Consider the following 26,349-nt stretch of genomic DNA (forward strand, 5'->3'; position numbering starts at 1 on the left):
CTTCACTAAGGGGGTATGTCATTCCAGTTCAAGCAGGAATGACATAGAGAGTGCTTTAATTATCCATGCAACAATACCGGTCAAGCAACTACATGACAGTAGCTTTTACACCAATCTCAACTTATCTATAATTTTAGGTTCTTCAGCTAACTCTAAAAACATTTCTCGCTCAAACGATAATATTTCTTCTTCACTTATCTCTGAGTGGTTATTTATAAAATCCTGTAGCTTTGATAATATTTTATTTTGTACGTCATTATATTTAGAGGTATCTAGCTCATTGGCTAAAGTGATTTTCGGTAGAGTTATTTTACCGGCAGGAGGTATGATTTTTTTAGGTAATTTTAATTGCAACGCTTCATCTAAAATATAATTCTTATTCATATTTATTTGTAAATGAGCAATATTATAATCAGCGGCGAAATAATCGGCTGAACTTGATTTATTTGAAGTTAAAATATTTTTGATATTCTTAACTAATTTATCTTTATCGCCTTCGCTTCTTAAAAACATCTCGGTAACACCGCCCCATCCCGGTATTAAACCTACCGAAACTTCAACAAGTCCGGCGTTTAATTCCTGGTTAGCTACTATAAAACTCGAATGCAGCAACAACTCACACCCACCTCCGAGTGCTACCCCCAGTGCACAGCTAATAACATGAGAAGATGAGTATTTTAGCTTCTGCATAGTTTGCTGCCCTAGCTTTAAAAACTCTTCTAAGCCTTGAAAATCCTGATTTTCTATATAAGAAAGAATTAATTTTAAATCGGCACCGGCGGAAAAATTATTGCCTTGTGACCAAATATAAAGATTTTGCTCTTTATTCTCGGCTATCTCGACGGATTTTTGTAGTAAATCAAAGACCTCTTTATTTAGGCAGTTCATTTTAGTATTAATAACAAACACTAATTGGCGTTGATAGAGTAATAACGTAGCTGAATCATTTTCCGCTATTAGTTTACTTAGCTTTGTTATATCTTTTCTTGACCTAAATTTTTCTTTATCAATATTTTTATATTCGGCATTTGCTAGATAATCAGGCAACGACAATTTCATAAAATTAGCTTGACGAATTAACCATTGCCAGCTGTCTTTTATATGAAATGTCAGTAGCTCAAAAGGTCCAAATTTCCAGCTATAACCAAGCTTCATAGCTAAATCAATATCATAAATATTGCTAGTGACTTCAGGTATTAAACCTGTCAAATAAATATAAAATTCTGTTAAAACTTCAACAAAAAACTTGCCGTAAATAGAATTGCTTGTTAAAAGCTCATTAACATCCTTAAACTCATTTTCTATTTTCTGTACCGATTTATAAGATAAATCGGCTAAATTTATAACCTCTTTTATTTTTTTCCCGTTTACTGAAGAGAAGCGATAAAACCCCCCTCCTCCCTTACGACCGATTAATTTATTTTCAATCATCTTATCAAGGGTGGGAGCATTTAAATAAATTTTGTGGTAATAATCATTTTCCGGCAAGCTAGCAAGCAACGAACCGGATATTAATTTCATTACATCATGACCTATTAAATCATATAAGCCAAAAATTCCGGTACTCGGCAAACCAAATTGAGTAGTAAATATTTTATCGATAATTACAGGGTCTAAATTCTCTTTTATAGCTTTGCGAACTACTAGCTCAAGTAAAAAACACCCGACTCTGTTAGCGATAAAGCCTGGTGTATCATTGCATTTTACTATAGTCTTACCGAGGATTCCGGTTAAAAATTCGGAAACTAAGGTGATTACTTCCGGTTCTACTTCATTATCCGTAATTAATTCAAGTAGCTCCATATATCTCGGCGGATTGAAAAAATGCGTAATTACAAATCGAGTCTTAAACTCGCTACTCAAATTTTCCTTTAAGCGTTTTAACGGCAATGTAGAAGTATTGGAGGCGATAATTGCATCTTTCTTTAAATAAGGAGTAATTTTATCATATAATTGATGTTTTATTTCTAGCTTCTCAATAATAACTTCAATAACTAAGTCACAATCTTTAATTAAATTTAGATCATCTTCTAAATTACCGATAGTAATAAGATTTGCTTTATCAGGAAAAGACAAGGCAGGAGGTTTTTGTTTATGCAAATTTTCTATCGCACTTTTAACAATTTTATTTTTATCGTCTGGGTCATTCGCTGCAATATCCAATAACACGACTTTATGAGAAGCGTTAGCAATTAAAGCGGCGATTCCCGCCCCCATAACTCCTGAACCGATACGCATATTTTTTGTATATCATTTTGCATAAAGTAACCCTTTTGTTAAGATGAATATTATAGGTAAGGTTGTCACCCCGTGGCTTGTACCTGTGTTGTTGTATGTCATTCCCGCGAAGGCGGGAATCCAGGCTTTTTTTGTCATGCTGAACTTGTTTCAGCATTTCATTAATAGATACTGAAATAAATTCAGGATGACTTAAAAATATTTTTTTCTGGATTCCCGCCTTCGCGGGAATGACATCAAAAAGCGGGAATGACATCAAAAAGCGGGAATGACATCAAAAATCCAAGCCACGCAACAACGCTTCAATCTCCTCGCCATGACAATTCTAGTGTCTATGCTTCATTCAAGAAAATACCGCATGCTCAATTGCCTCCGCTTTATGATGAACTAAGTCCTTAGCCACCTCTTTTGTTATCATTTTCTTTAAATTATTATTTAACTCTTGTCTTACGCATCCTAGCATTTGCGGCTCGGCAACAATAATTAATTCTTTATATTTATGCGGTATCTGCATTATTTTATCTAAATGCTTAGCAACGCTTCTTGCTGCTTCTTTATGCTCTATGTCTTTAAGGGAAGTGTGCGGTTCAAACAAAGAACCCGGATTTGATTTATTTTGATAATGACTTTGGCTTTTTTCTCTATGATGGTGATGTTCTTCGGGCATTAACGATATTTCTTCAGGCTTACCGGTAATTTTTATTCCTTGAGCATCGTAAAGCATCATATGCAAACTATCAATAACCGCAACTAGCTTTAATTGTGTTCCGTTTTTCATAAATACCTCTCAAAAATATTTTTATCCATGTAACTTAAGTATGATAACTACAATTAAAATTAAATCTATCAAAATAATATTAATTTAGCAACTTTTGCTTTTCCTTGTTAATTATCTTTTCTATTTTTTCATTAAGCTCTCGTACATCGGATTGTTCTACTTCTTCTGTGTTTATAACATCAATAATTTTCACTTGAATCGTCCCGGGTTTTTTAAACCAAAAGCCTTTAGGCCAGAAAAGCCCGGCATTATGTGCCATCATAACGATCGGTACTTTTGCAAGCGAAGCTAATTTTACGGCACTCGGTTTGAATTTTACTGTTTTTTCCGGTAATACTCTAGTTGATTCGGGAAAAATAATTAACCATAATCCTTGCTTTATTTTTTCTTGCCCTTCTCTTAAAATTTGAGTAACGGAAATATTAACGTTACGATCTACCGCAATAGGCTTAACCATTCTAAGCCCCCATCCAAGCAAAGGCATATTAAATAATTCACGTTTTAATACCCATGAATGCTCCGGAATAATTAGTTGCATAAATATCTGATCCCAAAATGATTGATGATTAGAGACAACTATCGAAGGTATTTTAGGCAGCTTCTCAAGACCGGAAACTTGATATTTAAGCCCACAACAAAATCTTGCCAACCAAATAAAAGCATAGGAAAAAATAACGCCGATTTTATATCTTATTTGGTAGTTGACATTGAAAAACGTTACGGGTATGTAACATATAAGAAAAAAAATAAAAGTAAATATGGCAAGTAAGCCATAAAATAGTAAAATCCTTAAACGCCAAAACATAAATAATTAATTAATTAAAATTGTTAATAAAATATACTGCCGGTATAATAGGTTAAAGCATGTCATCCCGTGGCTTGACAGGCATTGTTGCGTGGCTCGATAAAAGTAGCAGTATGTCATTCCCGCGTAGGCGGGAATCCAGAAAAAACACTTAAAATAAACAAAATTATATAAAATTTTACTATATAATTCGCTTAAATATTCTCTGGATTCCCGCCTACGCGGGAATGACATCGAAAGTTCGAGCCATGCAACGAAGTTTCCAATCGCTCGCAATGACGTTGAGAGTATCCGCACCACAACCTCGACTCATATTTAGAGCAAGTATTAAGATATATAGCATAAATTTATAATGAATAAAATAAATAAGGTACTAAATGAAAAAAACTATCCTTTCCGGCGTTCAAGCCACAGGTTCTTTACATCTCGGCAATTACTTAGGTGCTATTAAAAATTGGGTTAAAATGCAGGAAGAATATAATTGCTTTTTCTTTTTAGCTGATTTGCATGCTATTACTATAGAGCGTACGCCTGAAGAGCTTAAAAACTCTATAATGCAAACTTTAGCTATTTATCTAGCTGCCGGACTTTCTCCCGATAAAGTTACTATTTTTGCCCAGAGTATGGTCAAAGAACATAGCGAACTTGCTTGGATATTAAATTGTGTTACGCCTCTTGGCTGGCTTAAACGTATGACACAATTTAAAGATAAAGCCGGCAAGACCCCGGAAAAAGCTTGCCTTGGGTTATTGTCATACCCCGTGCTTATGGCAGCGGATATATTATTATATCAAGCCGATTGCGTCCCAGTCGGTGAAGATCAAAAACAGCATTTAGAGCTTACTAGAGATATCGCCGGCGTAATTAACAGGAAATTTAATAAAGAAGTTTTGAAAGTGCCGGAACCGTTAATTGGTGGAACGGCAGCAAGAATAATGAGCTTGAAAGACGGGCGTAAAAAAATGAGTAAGTCCGATTCTTCTGATTCTTCACGGATTAATTTAAAGGATAATGCCGACCTTATTCAGCAAAAAATAAAAAAAGCTAAAACTGATCATTTAACCGAAATTAGTTATGATAAGGAAAATCGACCGGAAATTAGCAATTTAATTGATATTTATGCTAACCTATCTGAAGCTAATATTGAGACAATAACCCAAAATTATCAAAATAAAGGCTTCGCTAAGTTTAAGGAAGATTTAGCAGAAATTATTACCTCTCAATTACAGCCGATTCATAGCAAATATTTAGATTTAATGAATAATCAAGATTATCTGCTAAGAGTATTACATAACGGAGCGGAGAAAGCGAGTGCTAGGGCAACAAAAACGGTTACTGAAGTAAAAGAATTATTCGGTTTCGTGGTTTAATTTCTAATTCTGTAATATTTTCATTAACAAATTAATTTCTTCACGAAGTTCTATGTCGGTTTTCGATAATTCTTCTACTTTCTTGATGGCATGCATAACGGTTGTGTGATCTTTTTTACCGAATTTCTTACCGATATCGGCAAGGCTTTTAGGTGTCAGCACCTTACTAAGATACATAGCAATTTGCCGAGGTCTAGCTACTGCACGTTGCCGTGTTACCGAAGACATATCGGAAAATTTAATATTATAACGGCTTGCTACCTTTTTTTGAATATCTTCAATGGTAATTATCCTTTCGTTAGAACGCAGTAAATCTCGTAAAATATTTTGGGTATTTTCTAAAGTTACCTCCCTACCGACAAGATTAGAATGAGCAATAACTTTATTTAAAGCCCCCTCTAACTCTCTGACATTTGAGATTATTTTAGCAGCTAAAAACTCTATAACATTTTTTGGGATATGAATATTCATTTGTTCAAGCTTGGACTCTAAAATACCGAGGCGTAGCTCATAAGTAGTACTGTGAACATCGGCAACGAGCCCCCACCCTAAACGTGATTTAATTCTATCTTCAATATTATCCAGATCAGACGGCGACCTATCGCAAGAGATAACCATTTGGCGATTATTATCAATCAAAGTATTAAAGGTATGAAAAAATTCCTCTTGCGTGCTATCTTTACCGCAGATAAATTGAATATCATCGATCATTAATACATCAACCGAGCGGAATCTTTCTTTGAAAGCCATAACCTCTTTATTACGAAGTGCCTTAACAAATTGATACATAAATTTTTCCGCCGACATGTATATTACTTTACGGTTCGGATTATTTTGTTTTATATACCAACTAATTGCATGCATTAAATGCGTTTTTCCAAGACCCACCCCGCCGTATAAAAAAAGCGGATTCGATTCGGATACCACATTACCGGACTCGGCAACCGCCCTTGCTGCTGCATATGCTAGTTCGTTCGGTGCTCCGACAACAAAATTATCAAATGTAAAACGAATATCTAGCGTTGAAAAAATATTTTCTGAATTTAGGTCGGTTGTCTCCAAATCTGCTAAAGACTTGGCAGGTAACTCCAAAATAGTTTGTTCGGATAACGGTAATTCTCTGGTAATTATTTCTATTGATTTAATCCCCTCGTTATAATGCTGAAATAATTGTAATATAACGATAGAATATTTTGATTTTACCCAATCACGGATAAAATTTGTCGGTGCACAAAGTATGACGTTATTTACAGAAAATTCTATAAAATTGATTTTGCTAAACCAACTATTATATAAAGCTTCTCCGTAATATTTATAAAGATCTTGGGCCACGTGTCCCCAAACATCTATAAAAATATCTGTTTGTTTTCCTAAAATTATCTGATTTTGATTAGTATTCACTTAAAATTGCCACGGTAAATTATTTTGTTTCCATCCGATATTACGGTTATTTCCTTCAAAGCCGTCAATAATATTATAACAATTTTCATAGTGCATTTGGGCTATGAAAGTTGCTGCCGAAAGTGACCTATCTCCGGAGCGACATAGAAAAAATATATTACTCATTTTATTTTTAATACACGATATAAATTGCGGTGCAAAATTTTTATTTAACGACATATTAGGGAGCAATTGCCAGCTTAAAAAAACTATTTTATTTTTATCATCTAAATACGGAACACCTGTTTTTTCCCACTCCTGGGGAGTTCTAACGTCTATAAGAACGGCATCTTCATCCACCATAAGTAAGCTATAAGCATCTAGAGAATTTACATTTTTAACGTTCATAATTATATATATTTGCTCTTCCTAATCTCAATGTCATTCCCGTAAAAATAGGACTTTGTTGCATGGCTCTAAAAAGTACTGTATGTCATTCTAGCTATGCAACAACGCCAATACCTCCTCACAATGACGACCTGTTTAAATTTATACCTGACAACTTTAAGCTTTTAAAATTATCTTGGTATTTGATAGTTTTAATAATATTATTATAAAAAATTTTTGCAAGATTAGTTTATGAATAAATTAAATAAAAAAGATTTTCAAAAAAAACTCTTTTACCGAAGTAAAAATCGTGGTTGCAGAGAAACAGATTATATATTTAGCAAATTTGCCGAACAATTTTTATTTAAATTAGACGAAAAAAGCCTTAACGACTTTGCTTTAATACTTGATCAAAATGATAATGAGCTTTATAATTGGATTACCGGTAAATCCCCTATTCCTTCTTATCTAAATACTGAAATAATGAATAAATTACGTGAATTTTCAAAAAGTTAAAAATCAATAATGTTGACGCAAAAATTTCCATCGGTAGCGAAAAGTTTTTTTGCTAACCGGTATTCTATAAGCAATTCACACAAAAATATTATTTTACTGGCGAGTAATGAAGAAGAAGCAATAAAGCTCTATAAACAGGCTTTATTTTTTTCTCCACAAGAAAATATACTATATTTTCCTTCTGTCGATACTGTCCCTTACGATCATATATCACCTAATCAAAATATTTTATCGGCAAGAGCCAATATTTTAACTAAGCTAGTAACGAACAATAATAAGAATATAGTTATTACCCAAGCTACTAATTTGCTGAATAAATTACCCCCTCCTGATTTTTTTGTCAAATCATCTTTAAAACTTTATCTTAAGATGAAACTTACTGCCGCCTCGCTTGCCGATTTTTTAGTACGTAATAGCTTTACTAGGAATGCTAGTGCTATCGATAGCGGTGAGTTTGCGGTGAGAGGTGAAATTGTTGATGTAATTTTATCCGGTCCGAAAGCTTACAGAATCAACTTTAGTTGGGATCATATTGAATCGATTAAGGAATTTGATATTGATAGTCAAATTTCTACTAAATCACATACGGCACACACGGAATTAATTATTAGCCCCGCTAGTGAAATAATATTAAATCAAGATACGATAAGTAATTTTAAAAATAATTACTTACAAAATTTCGGCGTGAACCATACTAATACGCCTTTATACAAAGCAATAATGGAGGGGCGAAAATTCCCGGGTTATGAGCAATTACTACCGTTATTCTATGATTCCTGTTATAATTTAATCGATTATTTAGACAGACCTATAATTATTTTTGATAATTTATCTAAACAAGCTATTTTAGAATTTGAACATAGTTATAATGATTTCTATCAAGCAAGAATTGAATCAAATAAGCTTAAATTTAATAACTTCTACCCTGCTCTTGAACCTTCGCAATTATATTTTTCATCTCTCGAAATAACAAAATTACTTGAACAAGAAGAAAATATTTTAATTATTTCCGAAAATTCCGATCAAATTAGTTTACTTGAAAATATCGCTTCTACTAGCTTTGCCGAGAAAAAAACGGTTTTTGATAAATTATTTGAAATAATAACCGCTAATCACTCTAAAATGCCGATAATATGTTGCTCTTCCGTCAGCGGTTTAGAAAGGTTAAAAACCATAATAGAAAATTACGAATATCAATATAATGAAGTTAGCGAACTGAAGGAAGCAAAAATCGGCGTCGTAAATCTTGCTCGCATTCCGCTTAATCACAGTTTTTATACAGAGCAATATTTATTTATTGCCGCTAGTGATGTATTAGAAAAAAAATTAGTTAGTAATTCCCCGTCAGATGCAAATCGTAAGCTTAAAAATATTTTACTGGAATTGGATAATTTAAACGAAGAAGAGTTTGTTGTTCATAAAGATCACGGAATAGGACAATTTTTAAAAGTCGAGACCTTAGAGGTTAGAGGCAAAGCCCATGATTTTCTAAAAATCTTATATGCCGGTAACGATAAGTTATATATACCGGTTGAAAATATTGAAGTAATAAAAAAATACGGCAACAGCAATGCCGAGCTTGATAAGCTTGGTAGTTCTTCGTGGCAACGAAATAAAGCTAAGTTAAAAAACCGTATCAAAGAAATTGCTTTGCAATTACTGCAAATAGCCGCAAAAAGAAAGCTTAACCTTGCGGCTGCTATAGAATTTGACCTTGATGAGTATAACAAATTTTGTAATAAATTCCCTTTTACCGAAACTGAAGATCAACTAAATGCCGTTAACGACGTTAAAGCAGATTTAAACTCCGGAATATTAATGGATAGGCTAATATGCGGCGATGTCGGTTTCGGTAAAACGGAAGTGGCAATGCGTGCCGCTTTTATGGTAGCGAAATCCTTAAATGAACATTTGCCGCAAATTGCTATAATAGTACCGACAACTATTTTATGCAGTCAGCATTATTTAAGATTTCTGGAAAGATTTAAAGATTTGGGACTAAATATCAAACAGTTATCTAGCGTTGTTAACACAAAGGAAGCTAAAATTGTTAGGCAACAAATTGAAAACGGCGAAATAAACATAATAATCGGCACCCACTCATTATTACATAAAAATATAAGATATCATAACCTCAAATTATTAATAATCGATGAAGAGCAACATTTTGGCGTTAGTCAAAAAGAATTTCTCAAAGAACTAAAATCCTCCGTACATGTTTTAGCAATGTCGGCAACACCGATTCCACGAACTTTGCAAATGTCGATGAACGGGCTAAAAGAGCTGAGCATTATAGCAACGCCGCCGATGAACAGGTTGGAAGTTCGCACTACCATTATGCCTTTTGATCCCGTTATTGTTAGAGACGCTTTGCTGCGTGAGCATTTCCGAGGCGGAAGAAGTTTTTACGTAGTGCCACGAATTAATGATATTCCGGAAGTTGAAAAACAGTTAACGCAAATTGTGCCGGAGCTAAGATATAAAATAGCTCACGGCAAAATGGCACCGAATAAAATCGATGAGATTATGAGTGAATTTTATGCCGGTAAATTTGATATACTGATTTCGACGACAATAATTGAATCGGGTATTGATATAGCCGACGCAAATACTATGATTATTCATAAAGCAGATATGCTAGGGCTTAGTCAACTATATCAATTAAGGGGAAGAATCGGACGAAGTAAAGTTAGAGGGTACGCATATCTTACATTAGCTAATTATAAAAAAATAACCAAACATAGTCTAAGGCGTTTGGATATAATACAAAATAGTTGTGTGCTGGGTTCGGGCTTTACGATCGCTAGCCATGATATGGATTTGCGAGGATTCGGTAATTTAATCGGTGAAGAGCAATCAGGGCAAATTAAGGAAGTCGGCACGGAGCTTTATCAAGAAATGCTAGAAGAGCAAATAGCTATTTTGAAAAATGAACCGCAGAATTTAGAACAAAATTTTGTGCCGACGATAAATTTAGGATTACCGGTATTTATTCCGGACAGCTATATATCGGACGGCATACTTAAACTTGGGTTGTATAGAAGGATAGGTAGCTTAAGCGATAACGCAGAAGTAGAAAAATTTAAAGATGAAATGGTTGACAGGTTCGGTCCAATCCCTACTGAATTTAATAATTTACTCGATATAGTAAAAATAAAATTAGTATGCTTTAAGCTAAATATCGAAAATTTAGATTCAGGTCAAGGCGGTTTTGTAATAAGATTTTATAAAAATGCCGATATGGCAGAGAAGATTATAAAATTCGTAAGCCAATATTCACAACAAGCTAAAGTAAAACCTGATAACAAATTAATATTTACCAAGAAATTAACCGATGAAAATATTATTACGGAAACGAATCAGTTACTGGATAAGTTAACTTGTTATTGCGAGTGACTAAAGGCGTTGTTGCGTGAATCGGAATCATTACAAAAAACCCCGTCATTGCGAGGAGGTACGTAGTACCGACGTGGCAATCTAGTCTTTGTCATACCGTGGCTTGACCCTGTGTTGTACGAACGTTTAAATAAAGAGGTAAAAATTCTGTCATTCCGTGGCTTGTCAGCGTTGTTGCATGGATTGAATTTTTGATGTCATTCCCGCGAAAGCGGGAATCTAGAGAATATTTAAGCGAATTATATAGTAAATTTTTATATAATTTTGCTTATTTTAAGTGTTTTTTCTGGATTCCCGCTTTCGCGGGAATGACATACGGCACTTTTTTAGATCCACGCAACAATGCCACTACAATATGACAGTAATAAAAAAACAATATTTATATGCCCTACTCCTTATTATTACAGAAATTACAAACATTATTCCAGCAGCATAATATTACCGGTCTGTCTACTGATTCTCGTAGTATCAAAGAAAATGAGGTTTTTTTTGCTATTAAGGGAGAAAATTACGACGGAAATAAATTTATTCTCGATGCTTTAAATCATAAGGCAGGAATTATTATTACCGATAATAAAGAAAGTGTAGAGCTAAATCCTACAAAAATAATATATGTAGAAGATATACGTATAGCGTTAAGTTTGGCAGCAAAAATCCTTTACCCGAAAGAACCAAAATATTTAATAGCCGTAACCGGTACTAACGGCAAAAGTTCGGTAGTATCTTACATAGCACAATTATATTCCTTACTCGGCAAAAATGCCGCTACTATCGGGACACTCGGCGTAGAGTATTTTGGTAATAGAGTTCTTTCCAAACTCGCTTATAGGGAGGAATTTAAAGGAGACACGGAACGCAGAACCGCAGCGTACTCAAACGTACGTGAGGATTCGAGTACCGGATCGACGTATAAATTACCCCTAGAAGTAGAGTTTGGAAAGAACTCTATTATTAAATTACCTGAAATTTTAGAAAATATACCTCCTTTGACAACTCTTGACCCTATAAATTTTAGAAAAATTATCCATAATCTAACTGACAATGATATAGAATATTTGGCTTTTGAAGCTTCCAGCCACGGCTTAGACCAGGAAAGACTATACGGCATAAAAGTTAATGTCGCTTGCTTTACTAGCTTTAGTCAAGATCATTTAGATTATCATCAGACAAAAGAGGCTTATTTGCTTGCTAAATTAAAATTATTTACCGATAATTTAATGCCGAGCGGTATAACTATACTAAATTCTGACATAGCAGAAATAGAAGACTATTTAAACCGCCATAACGTTAAATTTACAACCATTGGTCAAGAAGGAGACTTGAAAATAACTAAAACTGTTAGCTCTATTCGTGGACAAAATATTAATTTTACTTTTAATAATAAGGATTATGAATTTAATACCGAGATAATAGGCAGTTTTCAGGCGAGTAATTTATTAATTGCTGCTCTAGCCGTGCATAATACCGGCTTTGCTTTTGATGAAGTCATAAACCTCCTCCCCAAAGTTAGACCGGTAAAAGGTAGAATGGAGCGAATACGTCATAAAAATATTTTTGTTGATTATGCTCACACTCCCGATGCATTAGAACAAACTTTAACCGAGCTAAAAAATATTAAATTAAAAGGCAGCAAACTAATTGTAATTTTCGGCTGTGGCGGTAATAGAGATAAGGCGAAGAGAAGTTTAATGGGCAAAATAGCAGCAAGAATTGCCGATAATATAATTATTACCGACGATAACCCTAGAGACGAAAACCCAAGTGATATTAGAAAAGAAATTATAGACGGAGTAATTAAAATATCGGATAAATATATTGAGCTAGAAAGCAGAGAAGAAGCAATTAAATATGGAATAAATAATTTAAAACAAGATGATATTTTATTAATAGCCGGCAAAGGGCATGAAAATTATCAAATTATAGGTGATAAAAAATTACCCTTTGACGATATTGAAATTGCAAAGAAATATGCTTCTCGATGTCATACTCTATAATGGTACCCAAAAACTAGACAAGAAAATAGAGAAAAGTAGGTATAATATCTCCTAGGAAAAGGAGCAAAAAATGAAAAAAAATGAAAAAACAAGTTAAAAAATATAGTGCAGAAGAAAAAGCAAAAATAGCAATTGAAGCAATATCTGGAGAAATGACTATAGCTCAAATTACCAGCAAATATGGTGTTCACGCTAATCAGATTTATAAATGGAAGAAAGAAGCTTTAGATTTTATGGTTTCTGGATTTAAATCGAAATCTAAACAACAAGATACCGGCCAAGAAGATTTAATTAAATCATTATTTGAGCAAATAGGCCAGTTAACAGTTGAAAGAGACTGGCTTAAAAAAAAATCTAGTATCTTTGGATTTAGAGGTTAGGAAAAAAATGATAAGTTATGCTTCAAATTTAACCATAGCAAGACAATGCAAACTTTTAGATTTAAACCGCTCAAGTTACTACTACCGAGCTAGGAATACCTTAGATGATAAGGAGTATAGAGTACTGAACAGAATTGATGAGATTTTTACAGAGCATCCCTATTATGGTACTAGAAGAATGTCTCATGTCCTAAAATCCGAAGGGTTAAATGTTAGTCGTAAGATGATAAGAAAATATTATAAAATACTTGGTATTGAAGCAGTATACCCAAAGATTAATTTAAGCCGTAGGAATCAGGCTCATAAAGTATACCCATATCTATTAAATAATATAGAGGTGGTTTGCTCCAATCAAGTTTACTGTGCAGATATTACTTACATAAGTAAAGCAAGGTTTTGTATATTTGGTTGCTATAATGGATTGGTATAGTCGTTATATTTTGAGTTGGCGGGTGTCGATTAGTTTAGAAAATGATTTTTGTATTGAAGCTCTAAATGAAGCAATATCTATACATGGCAAGCCTGACATTTTTAATACGGATCAAGGAGTACAATTTACATCAAAAGATTTTACTCAAATACTTGAGCAACAAGGCATAGCTATTAGTATGGACGGCAAAGGCAGAGCCTTAGATAATGTATTTATTGAACGTTTTTGGCGATCTTTGAAACAAAGAGAAGATTTATCGTTTTGATCTTGAAACGGTACGTGAAGCAAAGATAGCTATCAGAGATTATATAGAATTTTATAATAAGCAAAGACCTCATCAATCGCTTGAATATAAGACACCTGAAATGATACATTTTGCAGAAAAACTAGAAAATTATCAAGAGGCTATATGACATAGAAAATGCAAACTTTACTTTGAAAAACCAATACATTAATACAGGAGAATTACACCTCTAAAATTTAAAAAATTTGTCTAGACAAAGGGTACCACCTCATTTTTTCTGGATACCGTGGTCAAGCCACGGTATGACACCATACTTGTAATAACCATAATACGGTAAATTATGATCCACGCAACAATGCTTTCGCAGGAATGACATAAGAACCATGCAATAAACACATAATAGAACTAAATATATGATATGGAACTCTGAAACTCTAAGTAAAGCACTCGGCATAATAGTACCCTCCTCTATTTATGCTAATGAAGTACAATTTAATTCTAATGACGTACAACAAGGCGATTTATTCATTGCTCTAAAAGGTAATAGAGACGGACATGATTACGTAATGCATGCAATTGAGCAAGGTGCAACTGCAGTAATTGTTAACAAAAATATCCCAGGAGTACCAAGCCATAAAACTATCATGGTAAACGATACGTTTGATGCTTTAGAAAGAATGGCTAAATATAAAAGGCAAAACTCTAAGGCGACATTTATCGGTATTACCGGCAGTGTCGGCAAAACTTCTACTAAGGAAGCTTTAAAAATTATATTAAGTACTGATAGCGTTTTTTCTAGTAGAGGTAACTTTAACAATTATTTAGGATTACTTATAAATCTTGCATCAATGCCGAATAGTATAAAATATGCTATCTTTGAACTGGGCATGAATCGCAAAGGAGAGATAAAAGAACTTAGTAAAATAATAAAACCCGATATCGCAATTATTACTAATATCTCGGAAGCACATTTAGAGTTTTTTGATTCTTTAGAGGAAATTACTAATGCTAAATGCGAAATTTTTGCAGGTTTAGTAAAAAATGGAACGGCAATTATTAATACGGATACTCAATATTATCATAATATTTTAGCAAATCTTAAGCAACTCTCTATTAGTAACATATATAGTTTCGGTAATTCTAATAATACAAATGCAAAACTAATATCATACGAGCATGATGATAATAAAGTTCATTTAGTATATTTAATAAGTAATAATAAAATAGAGGTAACTATACCTTTTATCCCTAAGCATTATGCAGAAAATTTTACCGCCATTCTTTTAGTATCTTATCTGCTTGGTAAAAATTTAGAAAATGCCTCGCAGCAGCTTGGCAATATTCCGTTAACTAAAGGTCGTGGGGAAATAATTACTGCAAAAATCGGTGTAAATAATTATCGAGTAATTTGTGATTATTATAATGCTAGCCCCGAATCTATGAAAGCTTCCTTAAGATATTTAAAACTGTTTAAAAATGCTAATAAGATAGCTATAATAGGGGAAATGCTAGAACTCGGCAAAGACTCCGAGCGGCTGCATAAAGATTTAATACCATATATTTTAGATGCGGATTGCCCTAAGGTCTTTCTCGTCGGATCACATACTAAATGTATTTACGACTTATTACCGAAAGGACTAACTAAAGCATATTTTGAAAATGTTGATACTTTAATAAAAGATTTACCGAATTTATTAGGTACAGACGAACTTATTTTAATAAAGGGCTCAAGAGGCGTTAGGCTTGATCGAATAGTTTTTAAAGCATCCTAAATGTTATTGCCCCGCCTGCAGGCATCGTTGCATGGCTCTAGAACTTGCCCAAATCGTCATTGCAAGCGGGACTTGATCGGCATGTTGCATGGATCGAAAAAAGTGCTGTATGTCATTCCCGCGAAAGCGGGAATCCAGAAAAAAATATTTTTAAGTCATCCTGAATTTATTTCAGTATCTACTAAAAAGATGCTGAAACGAGTTCAGCATGACAAAAAAAGTCTGGATTCCCGCCTTCGCGGGAATGACATCAAAAATTCGAGCCCTGCAACAACGCTCCGCTTGTGCAGGAATAACGTCGATGGTGCTTTTAACTGAGCGTAACAATATATATAAAAATTTTTAATAAAATGAAAAAAATACTTTATCAAGGTTCTCGTAAATCCCTATACACTTCCGAAGAAGATTTTCTTATTATCATGGCTTTCACCGATAAGACTATTTTAGAAAACGGAGAAATTATTGATACTTCCGGTAAAGGAGTGCTTAATAATAATATTTCTTCTTTTATTATGGGTAAGCTCGATATGCTCGGAATTGAAAATCATTTTATAGAAAAACTAAATATGCGAGAGCAATTAATCCAATATGTGGAAGTTTTTCCGATGCAATTATCAATTTCTTCCGTTGCTTGCGGTAGATTTGTTAAGGAATTTAGTATGGAAGAAGGGTATGTATTTGATAAACCGATTATTGATTTTAAAGTTAGGAGCCGTGATTTAAAATATCCTATCGTTAATGAATATCAAATATTAAATTTCGGTTGGTTAACCAAAGCTGAAATTTCTGCCGTAAAAAAGCAAGCTACCCGCATATTTGATTTTTTAAGCGGCTTATTTACCGGCATCGGTATTAGGCTTGTTGAATGTACGCTTGAATTCGGTAGAGTATTTAACGGCGAAGAAACTATAATAATGTTAACCGATGAGATTAGTCCGGATAATTGCCGATTGTGGCAAGCCGATAATAACGAGAAACTTGGTTTTGAACTACTTACTCAAGACCCAAACAAAGCTTTTGAATCATATCAGTTAATAGCTGAGCTTCTGAAGGAAAGAAATTAATTACGCTTCAGAAAAAGATAAAAGCTTTGGAGCGGCTTTTAAAGAGGCTATTTTATCCGGTAAATCTAAATAAGCTGCTATAGCTAAAAATAATATTAAATGATCTTTAATATTTAGCTCTGAAGTTAGTTCCTCATAGATTTGATAATTAAGCAATTCTGTAAATTTCTTAAATATCTTGACTATTTCTAAAGAAGGATGAGCGTTAAAAGCATTTTTTAGTATTTTGATTTTTTTATTGTTATTGATATTAGAATTTAAAGTTAAATAAAGCTCTAATATTGCCGGAGTTACGCAATTCAAGCTTAAGGCTAACTCTAAATAATCAATTGCAATTTCAGTATTATTATTCTCTACCGTCATTTTTGCTGCCGATAAATAATATTCGGCGATTTCCGAATTCATCATCGCAAATTTGGACTTATTAAGCTTTGCAAGCTTGGCTACTACAAAAGTAAATTTCTCCCATAAGGCAAGTTTTCCATAGCAATTAATAAGAATTGCTATGACATCGCTATCAAATTCATTTAAATTATAAGCTTTACTAGCGTAGCCTTCTGCTTCTTGGTAAAAACTTTTACGATAAAATAATATAGCAAGATTTTTAGCGGCAAAAAACGTAAATTGTTTAGATGTTTCTAATTCTTCAAAATATGCAATTTTTTTACTTATTTCTTCCTCAGTTTTAGCTAAGATTAAAGTATAAAGCTCTCTATTTTCTTTTTTTATAGGTAAAGAAATTTTTCTTGCGATAGAACCGGCTTTACTTTTATTGTCGATAATATATTCCGATATCGATCTAACAAGGGAATATTGATTATTATTAATTTTTCGTGTAGTAAAAATATCTTGTATTTTTGACGGTAAATCGATAATTAATATTAAAATTTTAATAACAATAAAACTTATGAGTAATGACAAAACCCCGAAAGTCAGAAGTGAAAAAAACGTAGTTTCTACATGATAATCGTATAAGGTCAAAACAACTTGCGAGTCAAGCGTTTCAATAATGGAAAATCCAAGATAAAGCAGTAGAAATACAATACATATTATAAGGAGTCTGAACATATAAATACTCAAAAAGTCATGCTGAATTTGTTTTAGCATCTATTAAAGGCGTTGTTGTATGCTGTATGTCATTCCCGCGTAGGCGGGAATCCAGAAAATCATAGTCATCCTGAATTTATTTCAGGATCTACTAATGAGATGTGCAAAACTTGTTCAGCATGACAAAAAAAAGTCTAGATTCCCGCCTTCGCGGGAATGACATCAAAAATTCGAGCCATGCAACAACACCGATGCACGGGATGACACACTGATTTCTTGAGCCGCACAACAATATCTATGCCCGCTCGCAATGGCGATTCCGGATAATTATTTTATGAATTTTTCCTTAAAATTATCCGAATAAAAAAAGTTAATAAAAAATTCTAACTTTGCCAAAATAGCAATATGTAATTGTTCTTTCTCTTTTTCAGCGGAAGATTTTTTCTCTATTTTTATAAATTTTTCTAACCATAGGTAATTAGTCGGAAAAATTTTTTCACTATTTGCAATTTTATTGAGCAAATAATTGTTATTATAGCTATTTAAATCGGCTAAAATGTTTTTTATCTCCGGTGGTAATGAGATTATTTCTATTGCTTGCAATTGCTTAGTATAATTTTGATCTTGTAAGAAATTAAATATTAATAGATTCACGTTTAATAAGTAATGACGATAATCATTTATCTCAAAATTAATAGTAGCGGTAGGAACTGCAGGAATAGGGGCAGGAATAGGAGGAATAAATGAATTTACATAATTTATTAAGGACTTAGCCGAAGAAGGTTCGTTCGGTTGCTCATTATTGCTAGTGGTCACGTTGTCAATATCGTTTATAGGTGGAGCATCATCTTTATAAGAAGTAATTTCACTGCTAAATAACTTAAAAATTTCAGCTCTATCATAATAAAGCATAAAAGCAAGTAGCATAAATATTAATATTACCGCTATAGAAAAAATATTTTTATTTTTAAGATTAATTTCGGATTTTTGCATCATGCATTAATAAGTTTATTATCGTATGTGAATTTTCATTATTACAATAAACCACATTTTTAAAAAAAGGTCTAATTATATTTGCTACTTTCAAGCTAATAGCTATGACTAATGAATTTTGCAACACTTCCGATAAATGATTTTGCAGTAATAATTTTTTAAATATTTTGGCACTATTTTGCGAGTAAAGCAAAATATAATCTATATTGTTCTTAAACAATTCTATTAGCGGTAGTTGCTCTAAATATTTGACGTTATAGATAATTTGCCTCTTTATTGGGGGCGGTAAATCGCAAGTGATTTCGTTGGAAGATAAATATATCGCTTGATTATATAATCGGCTTGGAAAATGCTTAATCAAATCATCGACGTTTTTTGCGGCGTATTTTACTATAAAGCCGTCACGCTCTAAAATTGCCTTGGAAGCTTCCCCTACTACCCAAATACTATGTTTTCTATTAATAGTATAATCTTTCTGCCACTTAGCAAGAATTGTCGCAGCGTATTTGCTAGTTATAATTATATTGTGGTAGTTACCTAATATTTCCGGAGTAAGGTTTAAATTTTTATATTCAATTAAAGGACAATGAATATAATGAAAGCTTAAATTATCGGTATTATATTTTGCTATTTCTTCGATAATTTCCTTATTTCCTTCAATACTTCTGGTAAGTAAAATATTCATATCACTCAAATGGTTGTCGCAGCGTGATAGCTGCCGATAATGTTCCCTCATCCAAATAGTCTAATTCCCCGCCGATAGGAATACCGCTGGCTAGGCGTGAAATCTTAGCGGGATGAGATTTTAAATATTCGGTGATAAAATAAGCGGTAGTTTGCCCCTCTAGAGTAGAGTTGGTCGCAATAATAACTTCCTCTATATTTTCTTCTCGGCATCTAGTAAGTAATTCTGGCAACCTTAATATCGAAGGGTTTTGCCTAGCTGCGGCAGATAAATTATGACCCAGCACATGATACCCGCCTTTAAAAATACCGCTACGTTCCATAGCCCATAATTCCGCCACCGTTTCCACGATAGCAATAACGGCTTTATCTCGCACCGGCGATGAACAAATATGGCAAATACTTGCCGTATCCATATTGCCGCAAATCTCACATTTTACTATTTTATTTTCAACATTTATTAAATTAGTAATTAGTCCTTTCAATCTTACGTCTTTATCTTGTAACAGATATAAAACAATGCGCCGAGCAGAACGCCCGCCAAGACCGGGCAGCTTAGAAAAAAGATAGATTAATTGCTCTATTTCGTTGGTATCGTTCATATATTATACTCAAGTATAACCTAAAAATTGAGATCGATGTTATTCCTGTGCAAGAGTGTTGTTGCGTGGCTCTAAAAAAGTGCTATATGTCATTCTAGCTAAAGGCGGGAATCCAGAAAAAACACTTAAAATAAGCAAAATTATATAGAAATTTACTATATAATTCGCTTAAATATTCTCTGGATTCCCGCCTTCGCGGGAATGACATCAAAAATTTGATTCATGCAACAAGACCAGAGGCACCTCGCCATGACGATTCCGGGAGTCCCGCAACAACGCTACGTCTTCGCAGGAATGACATCGGCGATATTTGTGTAATAATCAACATTTTTAACTTCCGGTCCGATGATTCCAAGCGTCGGGACTGTCGAGAATATTTTGCCGGCTATTTTTAGAATATCTGCAGCTGTTATATTCATAATAAGCTCCATAATTTCATCTATAGATATATATTTATTAAAAATAGCATAATTTTTGCCGATTTCCTCAGATTTGTAAGCAGGCTTTTCTTGAGCCATGTAAATATTACTTCTTAATTGCGTTTTAGCCCTAATAATTTCAGATTCCTGTACCGATTCCATAATTTTCTTTACTTCATTTATCAATTCCGTACTTAATAATTCTAATTTATCATGAGCAGTGGAAGCATAAATAGTAAATACACCGCTATCGCAATAAGAACTATTATAACTGCCTACTCCATAGGCTAAACCTAATTTTTCCCTAATTTGCTGAAATAATCTTGACGACATACCGCCGCCAAATATTAAAGCAAGTAGTTGGGCTTGGTAAAGTTGTTGCATATTAAGATATCCTACCCCTTCAAAGCCTAATATTAAAGTGGTCTGTTCTAAATCTTTGATGACGGGACAGTAACCGCCGACATACCTTGCCGGCTCAAAATTATTACTCGTTCCCTGTTTTAAAGAAGGAAATAATTGCTCCACTATCTTTATTATTTCATCATGGGTAATATTACCTGCTACCGATAAGTAAAGATTTTGTGCGGTATAATGTTTATCGATAAAGTTAGAAAAATGTTTTTTATTAAAAATAGCAAGGGTTTTACTCGTTCCTAAAATGGGCTTGCCTAAAGGCTGCCCCTTATAAACGCTATTATAAAATTTCTCATATATTAGGTCATCGGGATTATCTTGGCTATGGGCAATTTCTTGTAAAATTACTTGATATTCTTTAGCGATTTCTTCTTCGGCAAAAGTAGAATTTTGGATTATATCCGCCAATATCTCTAGAGCTTTACGGCAGTTTTCCGGTAGTATTTTTGAGTAATATATTGTTTGCTCATGACCGGTATAGGCGTTGAAATGCCCCCCTATCTCATCAAATTCTTCGGCAATTTGTTTAGCGTTTCTCGTTTTTGTACCTTTAAACGCCATATGTTCAAGAAAATGAGACATACCTTCTTCCTCAGAAGTTTCAAAGCGACTGCCGACTTTGGCAATTAAATTTATCGCTACCGAATTTACATAAGGCATATTGTAAGTAAGGATAGTTAAGCCGTTATTAAGCTTACTAACATTAAAAGTTTCTTTCATAAATTTGTTTATAGAATCCAATCAATTAATAAAATTAGCATAAAAATCGTCATTGTTGCGTGGAGGTAATGGCGTTGTTGCATGGCTCAACAAAAAGCGGCAGTATGTCATTCTAGCTAAAAGCGGGAATCCAGAAAAAACACTTAAAATAGGCAAATTATATAAAAATTTACTATATAATTCGCTTAAATATTCTCTGGATTCCCGCCTTCGCGGGAATGACATCAAAAATTTGATCCACGCAACAACGCCATTACTCCACACGCAATGATAGGCTTTATCTACGCAGAAATACACTGAATCATTTTAAATTACTGGTCCTTGAGCAAATTAATATATTACCTTGTACTTCTACAATAAAAATCCTATCGCCGGCTTTAGCTTCTTCCGGCTCATTCTGTTCTAATAATGCATTCATAATAACCCCTGACCATTTTACTTGTCCTATTTTGCTAGAAGAGATTGTAGGGCTATAAACCTCTACTTCTTTATTAATCATATCAGAATAATTACTTTGTTTTAGGTTACTATTTTTATAAATATATTTTTTAATAGGTCGCCATAACATAATAAACCATAACAAAGACAGTAAGCCGAAAATTGTTAACTGCTCTTTTAATAAAATAGGATAATTATATGTTATAATAGCATTTGATAATGCACCGAAACCAAAAAATAAAAACCCAATATTAGGAGCAGCACCAAATTCTATAATGAAACAAATTACCCCTATTATTAACCACAATTCCGTTAGTGTGATGCTGAACATTTTAATGACAATCTTTAGTTAAAAAATCAGACAAATTAGCAAAGAATTTAATTTGCAATTTCATAAGTTTTTAGAAACAGCTTTATGTCTTCTAAATTACTTATATTAGTTAATGTAAACTGATAATCGGTTTTTCGTAGCATACCGGTTAGAACGCTAGCTGAGCCTATTTCAACTATATTTGTAACTTGTAATTTATTTAATTGTTCGAGAGTTTCTCGCCATCTTACTCGACCGCATATTTGCAAAATTAGATTTTGTTTAATTTGATTAATATCCGTTACCGGCTGAGCGGTAAAATTTTGTATCACCGGAATAAGCGGTTTACTAATAACCGTTTGATTTAACGCAACTTGCATTTTCTGCTCCGCAGGCTTCATTAAACTACAGTGAAAGGGTGCACTAACTTTTAATTTTATAGCTTTATATCCCAAATCTTTAACTATAGAGATAACTTTCTCGACCGCTAGGACTTTACCGCTAATGACTATTTGCCCGACTATATTATCGTTAGCTATTTGACATACGCCGAATTCACTTACCTCTTCGACTATTTGCTCAAGCTCCTTTAAATTAATATTTATGCAAGCTGCCATAGCCCCCTCTCCTTCAACGCATGCTTCTTGCATCGATCGACTCCGTACGTTTAGCAATTTCGTTGTATCCTCTAGGCTAATGCTACCTGCTGCACATAATGCCGTGTATTCTCCTAAAGAATGACCGGCAACGTAACTACATAACTCATCAATATTTTTTTTCGTTTGCTCTTTAATAACATTTACTATTGCCGCAGATACTGCCATTAATGCCGGTTGTGCATTAATAGTTAGTGTAAGTTCTTCTAACGGTCCGTTAAAAATAACATCGGTGAGTTTACGATTTAATACTTCATCGACAATATCAAAGGTTTCTCTAGCTATTTTAAAGTTGTCGTAAAAATCTTTGCCCATCCCGACTAACTGTGCCCCTTGCCCGGGAAAAATAAATGCTGTTTTCATAATTAATATTTTAAAAGTTAATATATATACTCGCTTAACTGTTGCAGCGTTGTTGCATGGCTCGAAAAAAAGTGCTATATGTCATTCCCGCGAAGGCGGGAATCCAGAAAAAACACTTAAAATAAGTAAAATTATATAAAAATTTACTATATAATTCGCTTAAATATTCTCTGGATTCCTGCTTTCGCAGGAATGACATCAAAAATTTGCTCCACGCAACAAGGCTAATTGTTGCTCATGATAATAGTAAAATTTACACTTCTGAAAGTTTTTTTGCCTCGTCATCCGCTACTAAGGCTTCAATGAATTCATCTAATTGACCGTTTTTTACTATTTCTTCTATTTTATAAAGAGTTAAATTTATTCTATGATCGGATACCCTCCCTTGCGGAAAGTTATAAGTACGGATACGCTCCGACCTATCGCCTGAACCGATTTGACCTTTGCGGGTATCTGCACGTGATTGGTCTTTTTTACGGCGTTCTTCTTCGTAAATTCTAGCTCTTAAGATTTTTAACGCTTTAGCTTTATTTTTATGCTGGGATTTCTCATCTTGTAATGCGACCACGATACCGGTAGGAATATGGGTAATTCGAACTGCCGAATCTGTTGTATTAACATGCTGCCCTCCGGCACCGGAAGCACGATAAGTGTCAATCCTTAGATCTTTCTCTTCAAGTTTTATGTCAACTTCTTCTACTTCAGGAAGCACGGCAACCGTTGCGGCGGAGGTATGGATTCGACCGTTTGACTCGGTTTCCGGTACCCTTTGAACTCGATGAACGCCGGACTCAAATTTTAATTTAGAAAATACGTCTTTGCCCTTTATTGAAGCGGTAGCCTCCTTATAACCGCCGATGCCGGTATCGGAAATTGACAATATTTCAAAACGCCATTTTTTTAATTCTGCATATCTTTGATACATATTAAATAATACTGCCGCAAAAAGTGCAGCCTCTTCGCCTCCACTACCAGCTCGCACTTCAATAATAGCACTTTTACTATCGGCTTCATCTTTCGGCAAAAGGGCTATTTTTACTGCCCGTTCTAATTTAGGAACAGTATCCTCTAAGCGATTAACTTCCTCATTCACCATTTCATAAGTTTCATTATCTAAGCCTACTTCTAACTTAAATTCCCGTGCTTGTTTTAATTCCGATATAGCTTTATTATATTCTTTAATCTTCTCAACTATATTTTCAAGTTCAGCATATTCTTTAGAAGCTTTAACAAATTCATCTCCAACTATACCTGTAGATAACTTTTTAGATAATTCTTCGTATTTATTCAAAATCTTTGTTAAATTATCTGAAAAACTCATATATTTTTGTTATTATCAAATTAGGATGTCATTAAAAGCAGCAATATGTCATTCCTGCGAAAGCAGGAATCCAGAAAAATTACAGTCATCCTGAATTTATTTCAGGATCTACTATAAGAGGCTCTGCAAACTTGTTCAACATGACAAAAGAAAAGTCTGGATTCCCGCCTACGCGGGAATGACATAAAAGGATGCGGAAATGACATCGAACGTGTTTACCTATCCACAACTTATCAACATCAACGCAGGACTCTCCACAAACTTCTTAAATGCAGCTAGGAACTCAGCACCGACCGCTCCATCCACAACTCGATGATCGGAAGAAAGCGTAACATCCATAATAGTTGCTATTGTCACTTGATTATTTACTATTATCGGACGTTTTGAGCTAGCCCCTACTCCTATAATACAACTTTGCGGCGGATTAATAATAGCACTAAAATTTTTGATCCCGTACATACCGAGATTTGAAATACTAAACCCTCCGCCCTGAAATTCGGCAGGGGTAAGTTTATTTTCTCTAGCTTTTTTTATTAATTCTTTCATTTCACGAGATAAATCAATAATATTTTTTTGATCGGCATTTCTAATTACCGGCGTAATTAAACCACCTTCAATTGCTACTGCCACCGAAATATCAATATTGTTATAATATTTAATTGCTTCGTCTTGCCAACTCGCATTAGCTCTAGGCACTTCTTTTAAAGCTTTTCCTACCGCTAAAATAATAAAATCATTTACGGAAATTTTTTGTGATTTATCATCGCCAAATGATTTATTAATATCCTCTCTTATATCCAGTAACTTATCAACATTACACTCAATAGATAAATAAAAATGCGGTATTGTTTGCTTTGATTCAAGCAAACGTTTAGCTATAATTTTGCGGATATTATTATTCGGGACTAGATAATATTCTTCACTATTTCTCCTTATAGCCTTATCATTAGCTTTAACCGAGATATTAGAAGCCTCTAATACATCTCTCTTAATAATCCTACCGTGCGGACCGCTACCTTTAACATTTTTAAGGTTGATATTGTCGATAGCTGCTAGTCTTCTTGCAAGCGGCGAAGCAAATATACTCTTCTGATTTGAAGAGTCGTTTGAGTATACCTTACTATTATTACCGTTTTCTGCAACTTCTATTGGCGGCACTGCTACATTATTAGATAACGGCGGCGGTGATTTCTCTACTAATTTCACAGTGGAGTTATTTTTAACAAAATCGGCAACTACAGAAATATCTTCACCTTCCTCAATTAAAACGGCAATAAGGGAGTTTACCGGTACGTTCTCCGTCCCTTCAGCTATCAATATTTTAGCAAGAATACCTTCGTCAACCGCTTCTACTTCCATAGTTGCTTTATCGGTTTCGATTTCGGCAATTACTTCACCGGGATTAATTTTGTCCCCTTCTTTTTTTAACCACCTGGCAATGTTGCCCTCAAGCATAGTAGGGGATAAGGCCGGCATTAAAATTTTAATTGGCATAATTTAATTTTTAAGATTTGTGATATGGGTATTATGTTGTATAGCCTGAGTTATTTATGTCATTCTAGCTAAAGGCGAGCGTTGTTGCATGGCTCGAATTTTTGATGTCATTCTAGCTAAAGGCGGGAATC

General features: G+C 33.8%; 24 protein-coding genes and 1 pseudogene. 11 read left to right on the top strand and 14 right to left on the bottom strand.

What is annotated here, in order from left to right; all coding sequences use genetic code 11:
• Positions 1-105: 105 nt before the first annotated feature.
• The 3 genes and pseudogenes from AAGD48_RS06440 to AAGD48_RS06450 form a co-directional block, all read right to left on the bottom strand.
• Positions 106-2,261 (bottom strand): annotated as a pseudogene (locus AAGD48_RS06440) (3-hydroxyacyl-CoA dehydrogenase/enoyl-CoA hydratase family protein).
• 320 nt (positions 2,262-2,581) lie between these two features.
• Positions 2,582-3,016: a host attachment protein gene (locus AAGD48_RS06445; protein WP_341789453.1), complete on the bottom strand. Its 435-nt coding sequence runs from the start codon at positions 3,014-3,016 to the stop codon at positions 2,582-2,584.
• Between the two features lie 79 nt (positions 3,017-3,095).
• Entirely contained in the window at positions 3,096-3,821 is a 726-nt protein-coding gene (locus AAGD48_RS06450; protein WP_341789454.1) for a lysophospholipid acyltransferase family protein, read from the bottom strand.
• A 227-nt stretch (positions 3,822-4,048) separates the two neighbouring features.
• Here AAGD48_RS06450 and AAGD48_RS06455 point away from each other — a divergent pair, with 227 nt between their 5' ends.
• Entirely contained in the window at positions 4,049-4,174 is a 126-nt protein-coding gene (locus AAGD48_RS06455) for a hypothetical protein (RefSeq protein ID WP_341789455.1), read from the top strand.
• A gap of 24 nt (positions 4,175-4,198) precedes the next feature.
• Positions 4,199-5,191 carry a tryptophan--tRNA ligase gene (gene trpS, locus AAGD48_RS06460; protein WP_341789456.1) on the top strand — a complete coding sequence of 331 codons (993 nt, stop codon included), beginning with the start codon at positions 4,199-4,201 and terminating at the stop codon, positions 5,189-5,191.
• Positions 5,192-5,194: 3 nt separating this feature from the next.
• Here the strand turns inward: trpS and dnaA are convergent, their stop codons facing one another.
• Together dnaA and AAGD48_RS06470 are read right to left on the bottom strand one after the other, a co-directional pair.
• The gene (dnaA, locus tag AAGD48_RS06465) at positions 5,195-6,592 is read right to left on the bottom strand and encodes a chromosomal replication initiator protein DnaA (protein ID WP_410526009.1); all 1,398 of its coding nucleotides are present in this window, start codon (positions 6,590-6,592) and stop codon (positions 5,195-5,197) included.
• The gene (locus tag AAGD48_RS06470) at positions 6,593-6,979 is read right to left on the bottom strand and encodes a rhodanese-like domain-containing protein (RefSeq protein ID WP_341789457.1); all 387 of its coding nucleotides are present in this window, start codon (positions 6,977-6,979) and stop codon (positions 6,593-6,595) included.
• A gap of 231 nt (positions 6,980-7,210) precedes the next feature.
• On the opposite strand from AAGD48_RS06470, the gene AAGD48_RS06475 reads away from it, so the two are divergent.
• The 9 genes from AAGD48_RS06475 (at position 7,211) to AAGD48_RS06510 (ending at position 16,754) form a co-directional block, all read left to right on the top strand.
• Positions 7,211-7,474 (top strand): succinate dehydrogenase assembly factor 2, encoded by a 264-nt coding sequence (locus AAGD48_RS06475; protein ID WP_341789458.1) that lies wholly within the window; start codon positions 7,211-7,213, stop codon positions 7,472-7,474.
• 9 nt (positions 7,475-7,483) lie between these two features.
• Complete coding sequence (gene mfd / locus AAGD48_RS06480) at positions 7,484-10,870, top strand: transcription-repair coupling factor (protein WP_341789459.1); 3,387 nt, start codon at positions 7,484-7,486, stop codon at positions 10,868-10,870.
• Positions 10,871-11,253: 383 nt separating this feature from the next.
• Positions 11,254-12,864 carry a UDP-N-acetylmuramyl-tripeptide synthetase gene (murE, locus tag AAGD48_RS06485; RefSeq protein ID WP_341789460.1) on the top strand — a complete coding sequence of 537 codons (1,611 nt, stop codon included), beginning with the start codon at positions 11,254-11,256 and terminating at the stop codon, positions 12,862-12,864.
• Positions 12,865-12,944: 80 nt separating this feature from the next.
• A complete protein-coding gene (locus AAGD48_RS06490) occupies positions 12,945-13,244 on the top strand; it encodes a transposase (RefSeq protein WP_045812944.1) in 300 nt (99 codons plus the stop codon).
• Between the two features lie 7 nt (positions 13,245-13,251).
• A complete protein-coding gene (locus tag AAGD48_RS06495; protein ID WP_341789461.1) occupies positions 13,252-13,674 on the top strand; it encodes an IS3 family transposase in 423 nt (140 codons plus the stop codon).
• Positions 13,649-13,939, top strand: a complete 291-nt coding sequence (locus tag AAGD48_RS06500) for a DDE-type integrase/transposase/recombinase (protein ID WP_341789462.1) — start codon at positions 13,649-13,651, stop codon at positions 13,937-13,939. The genes AAGD48_RS06495 and AAGD48_RS06500 overlap by 26 nt, the downstream gene beginning before the upstream one ends.
• A gap of 31 nt (positions 13,940-13,970) precedes the next feature.
• Positions 13,971-14,087: an integrase core domain-containing protein gene (locus AAGD48_RS10655; RefSeq protein ID WP_410526037.1), complete on the top strand. Its 117-nt coding sequence runs from the start codon at positions 13,971-13,973 to the stop codon at positions 14,085-14,087.
• Positions 14,088-14,331: 244 nt separating this feature from the next.
• On the top strand, positions 14,332-15,690 hold the full coding sequence (locus AAGD48_RS06505; protein WP_341789463.1) for a UDP-N-acetylmuramoyl-tripeptide--D-alanyl-D-alanine ligase: 1,359 nt from the start codon (positions 14,332-14,334) through the stop codon (positions 15,688-15,690).
• Positions 15,691-16,040: 350 nt separating this feature from the next.
• Entirely contained in the window at positions 16,041-16,754 is a 714-nt protein-coding gene (locus tag AAGD48_RS06510; protein ID WP_341789464.1) for a phosphoribosylaminoimidazolesuccinocarboxamide synthase, read from the top strand.
• Here the strand turns inward: AAGD48_RS06510 and AAGD48_RS06515 are convergent, their stop codons facing one another.
• From AAGD48_RS06515 to AAGD48_RS06555, 9 genes are all read right to left on the bottom strand, one after another.
• Complete coding sequence (locus AAGD48_RS06515; protein ID WP_341789465.1) at positions 16,755-17,822, bottom strand: hypothetical protein; 1,068 nt, start codon at positions 17,820-17,822, stop codon at positions 16,755-16,757.
• Between the two features lie 306 nt (positions 17,823-18,128).
• Entirely contained in the window at positions 18,129-18,794 is a 666-nt protein-coding gene (locus AAGD48_RS06520; protein ID WP_341789466.1) for a hypothetical protein, read from the bottom strand.
• Positions 18,775-19,479: a uroporphyrinogen-III synthase gene (locus AAGD48_RS06525; RefSeq protein ID WP_341790760.1), complete on the bottom strand. Its 705-nt coding sequence runs from the start codon at positions 19,477-19,479 to the stop codon at positions 18,775-18,777. The genes AAGD48_RS06520 and AAGD48_RS06525 overlap by 20 nt, the downstream gene beginning before the upstream one ends.
• Before the next feature lies 1 nt (position 19,480).
• Positions 19,481-20,080 carry a recombination mediator RecR gene (gene recR, locus AAGD48_RS06530; RefSeq protein ID WP_341789467.1) on the bottom strand — a complete coding sequence of 200 codons (600 nt, stop codon included), beginning with the start codon at positions 20,078-20,080 and terminating at the stop codon, positions 19,481-19,483.
• Between the two features lie 278 nt (positions 20,081-20,358).
• On the bottom strand, positions 20,359-21,636 hold the full coding sequence (locus AAGD48_RS06535; RefSeq protein WP_341789468.1) for a pitrilysin family protein: 1,278 nt from the start codon (positions 21,634-21,636) through the stop codon (positions 20,359-20,361).
• 301 nt (positions 21,637-21,937) lie between these two features.
• Entirely contained in the window at positions 21,938-22,405 is a 468-nt protein-coding gene (locus tag AAGD48_RS06540) for an NfeD family protein (protein ID WP_341789469.1), read from the bottom strand.
• 47 nt (positions 22,406-22,452) lie between these two features.
• On the bottom strand, positions 22,453-23,403 hold the full coding sequence (fabD, locus tag AAGD48_RS06545; protein WP_341789470.1) for an ACP S-malonyltransferase: 951 nt from the start codon (positions 23,401-23,403) through the stop codon (positions 22,453-22,455).
• Between the two features lie 253 nt (positions 23,404-23,656).
• Positions 23,657-24,724 (bottom strand): peptide chain release factor 1, encoded by a 1,068-nt coding sequence (prfA, locus tag AAGD48_RS06550; RefSeq protein ID WP_341789471.1) that lies wholly within the window; start codon positions 24,722-24,724, stop codon positions 23,657-23,659.
• Between the two features lie 219 nt (positions 24,725-24,943).
• A complete protein-coding gene (locus AAGD48_RS06555) occupies positions 24,944-26,218 on the bottom strand; it encodes a pyruvate dehydrogenase complex dihydrolipoamide acetyltransferase (RefSeq protein ID WP_341789472.1) in 1,275 nt (424 codons plus the stop codon).
• Positions 26,219-26,349: the final 131 nt, after the last annotated feature.

This window comes from Rickettsia endosymbiont of Polydrusus tereticollis (assembly GCF_964026385.1).
Classification (GTDB): Bacteria; Pseudomonadota; Alphaproteobacteria; order Rickettsiales; family Rickettsiaceae; genus Rickettsia.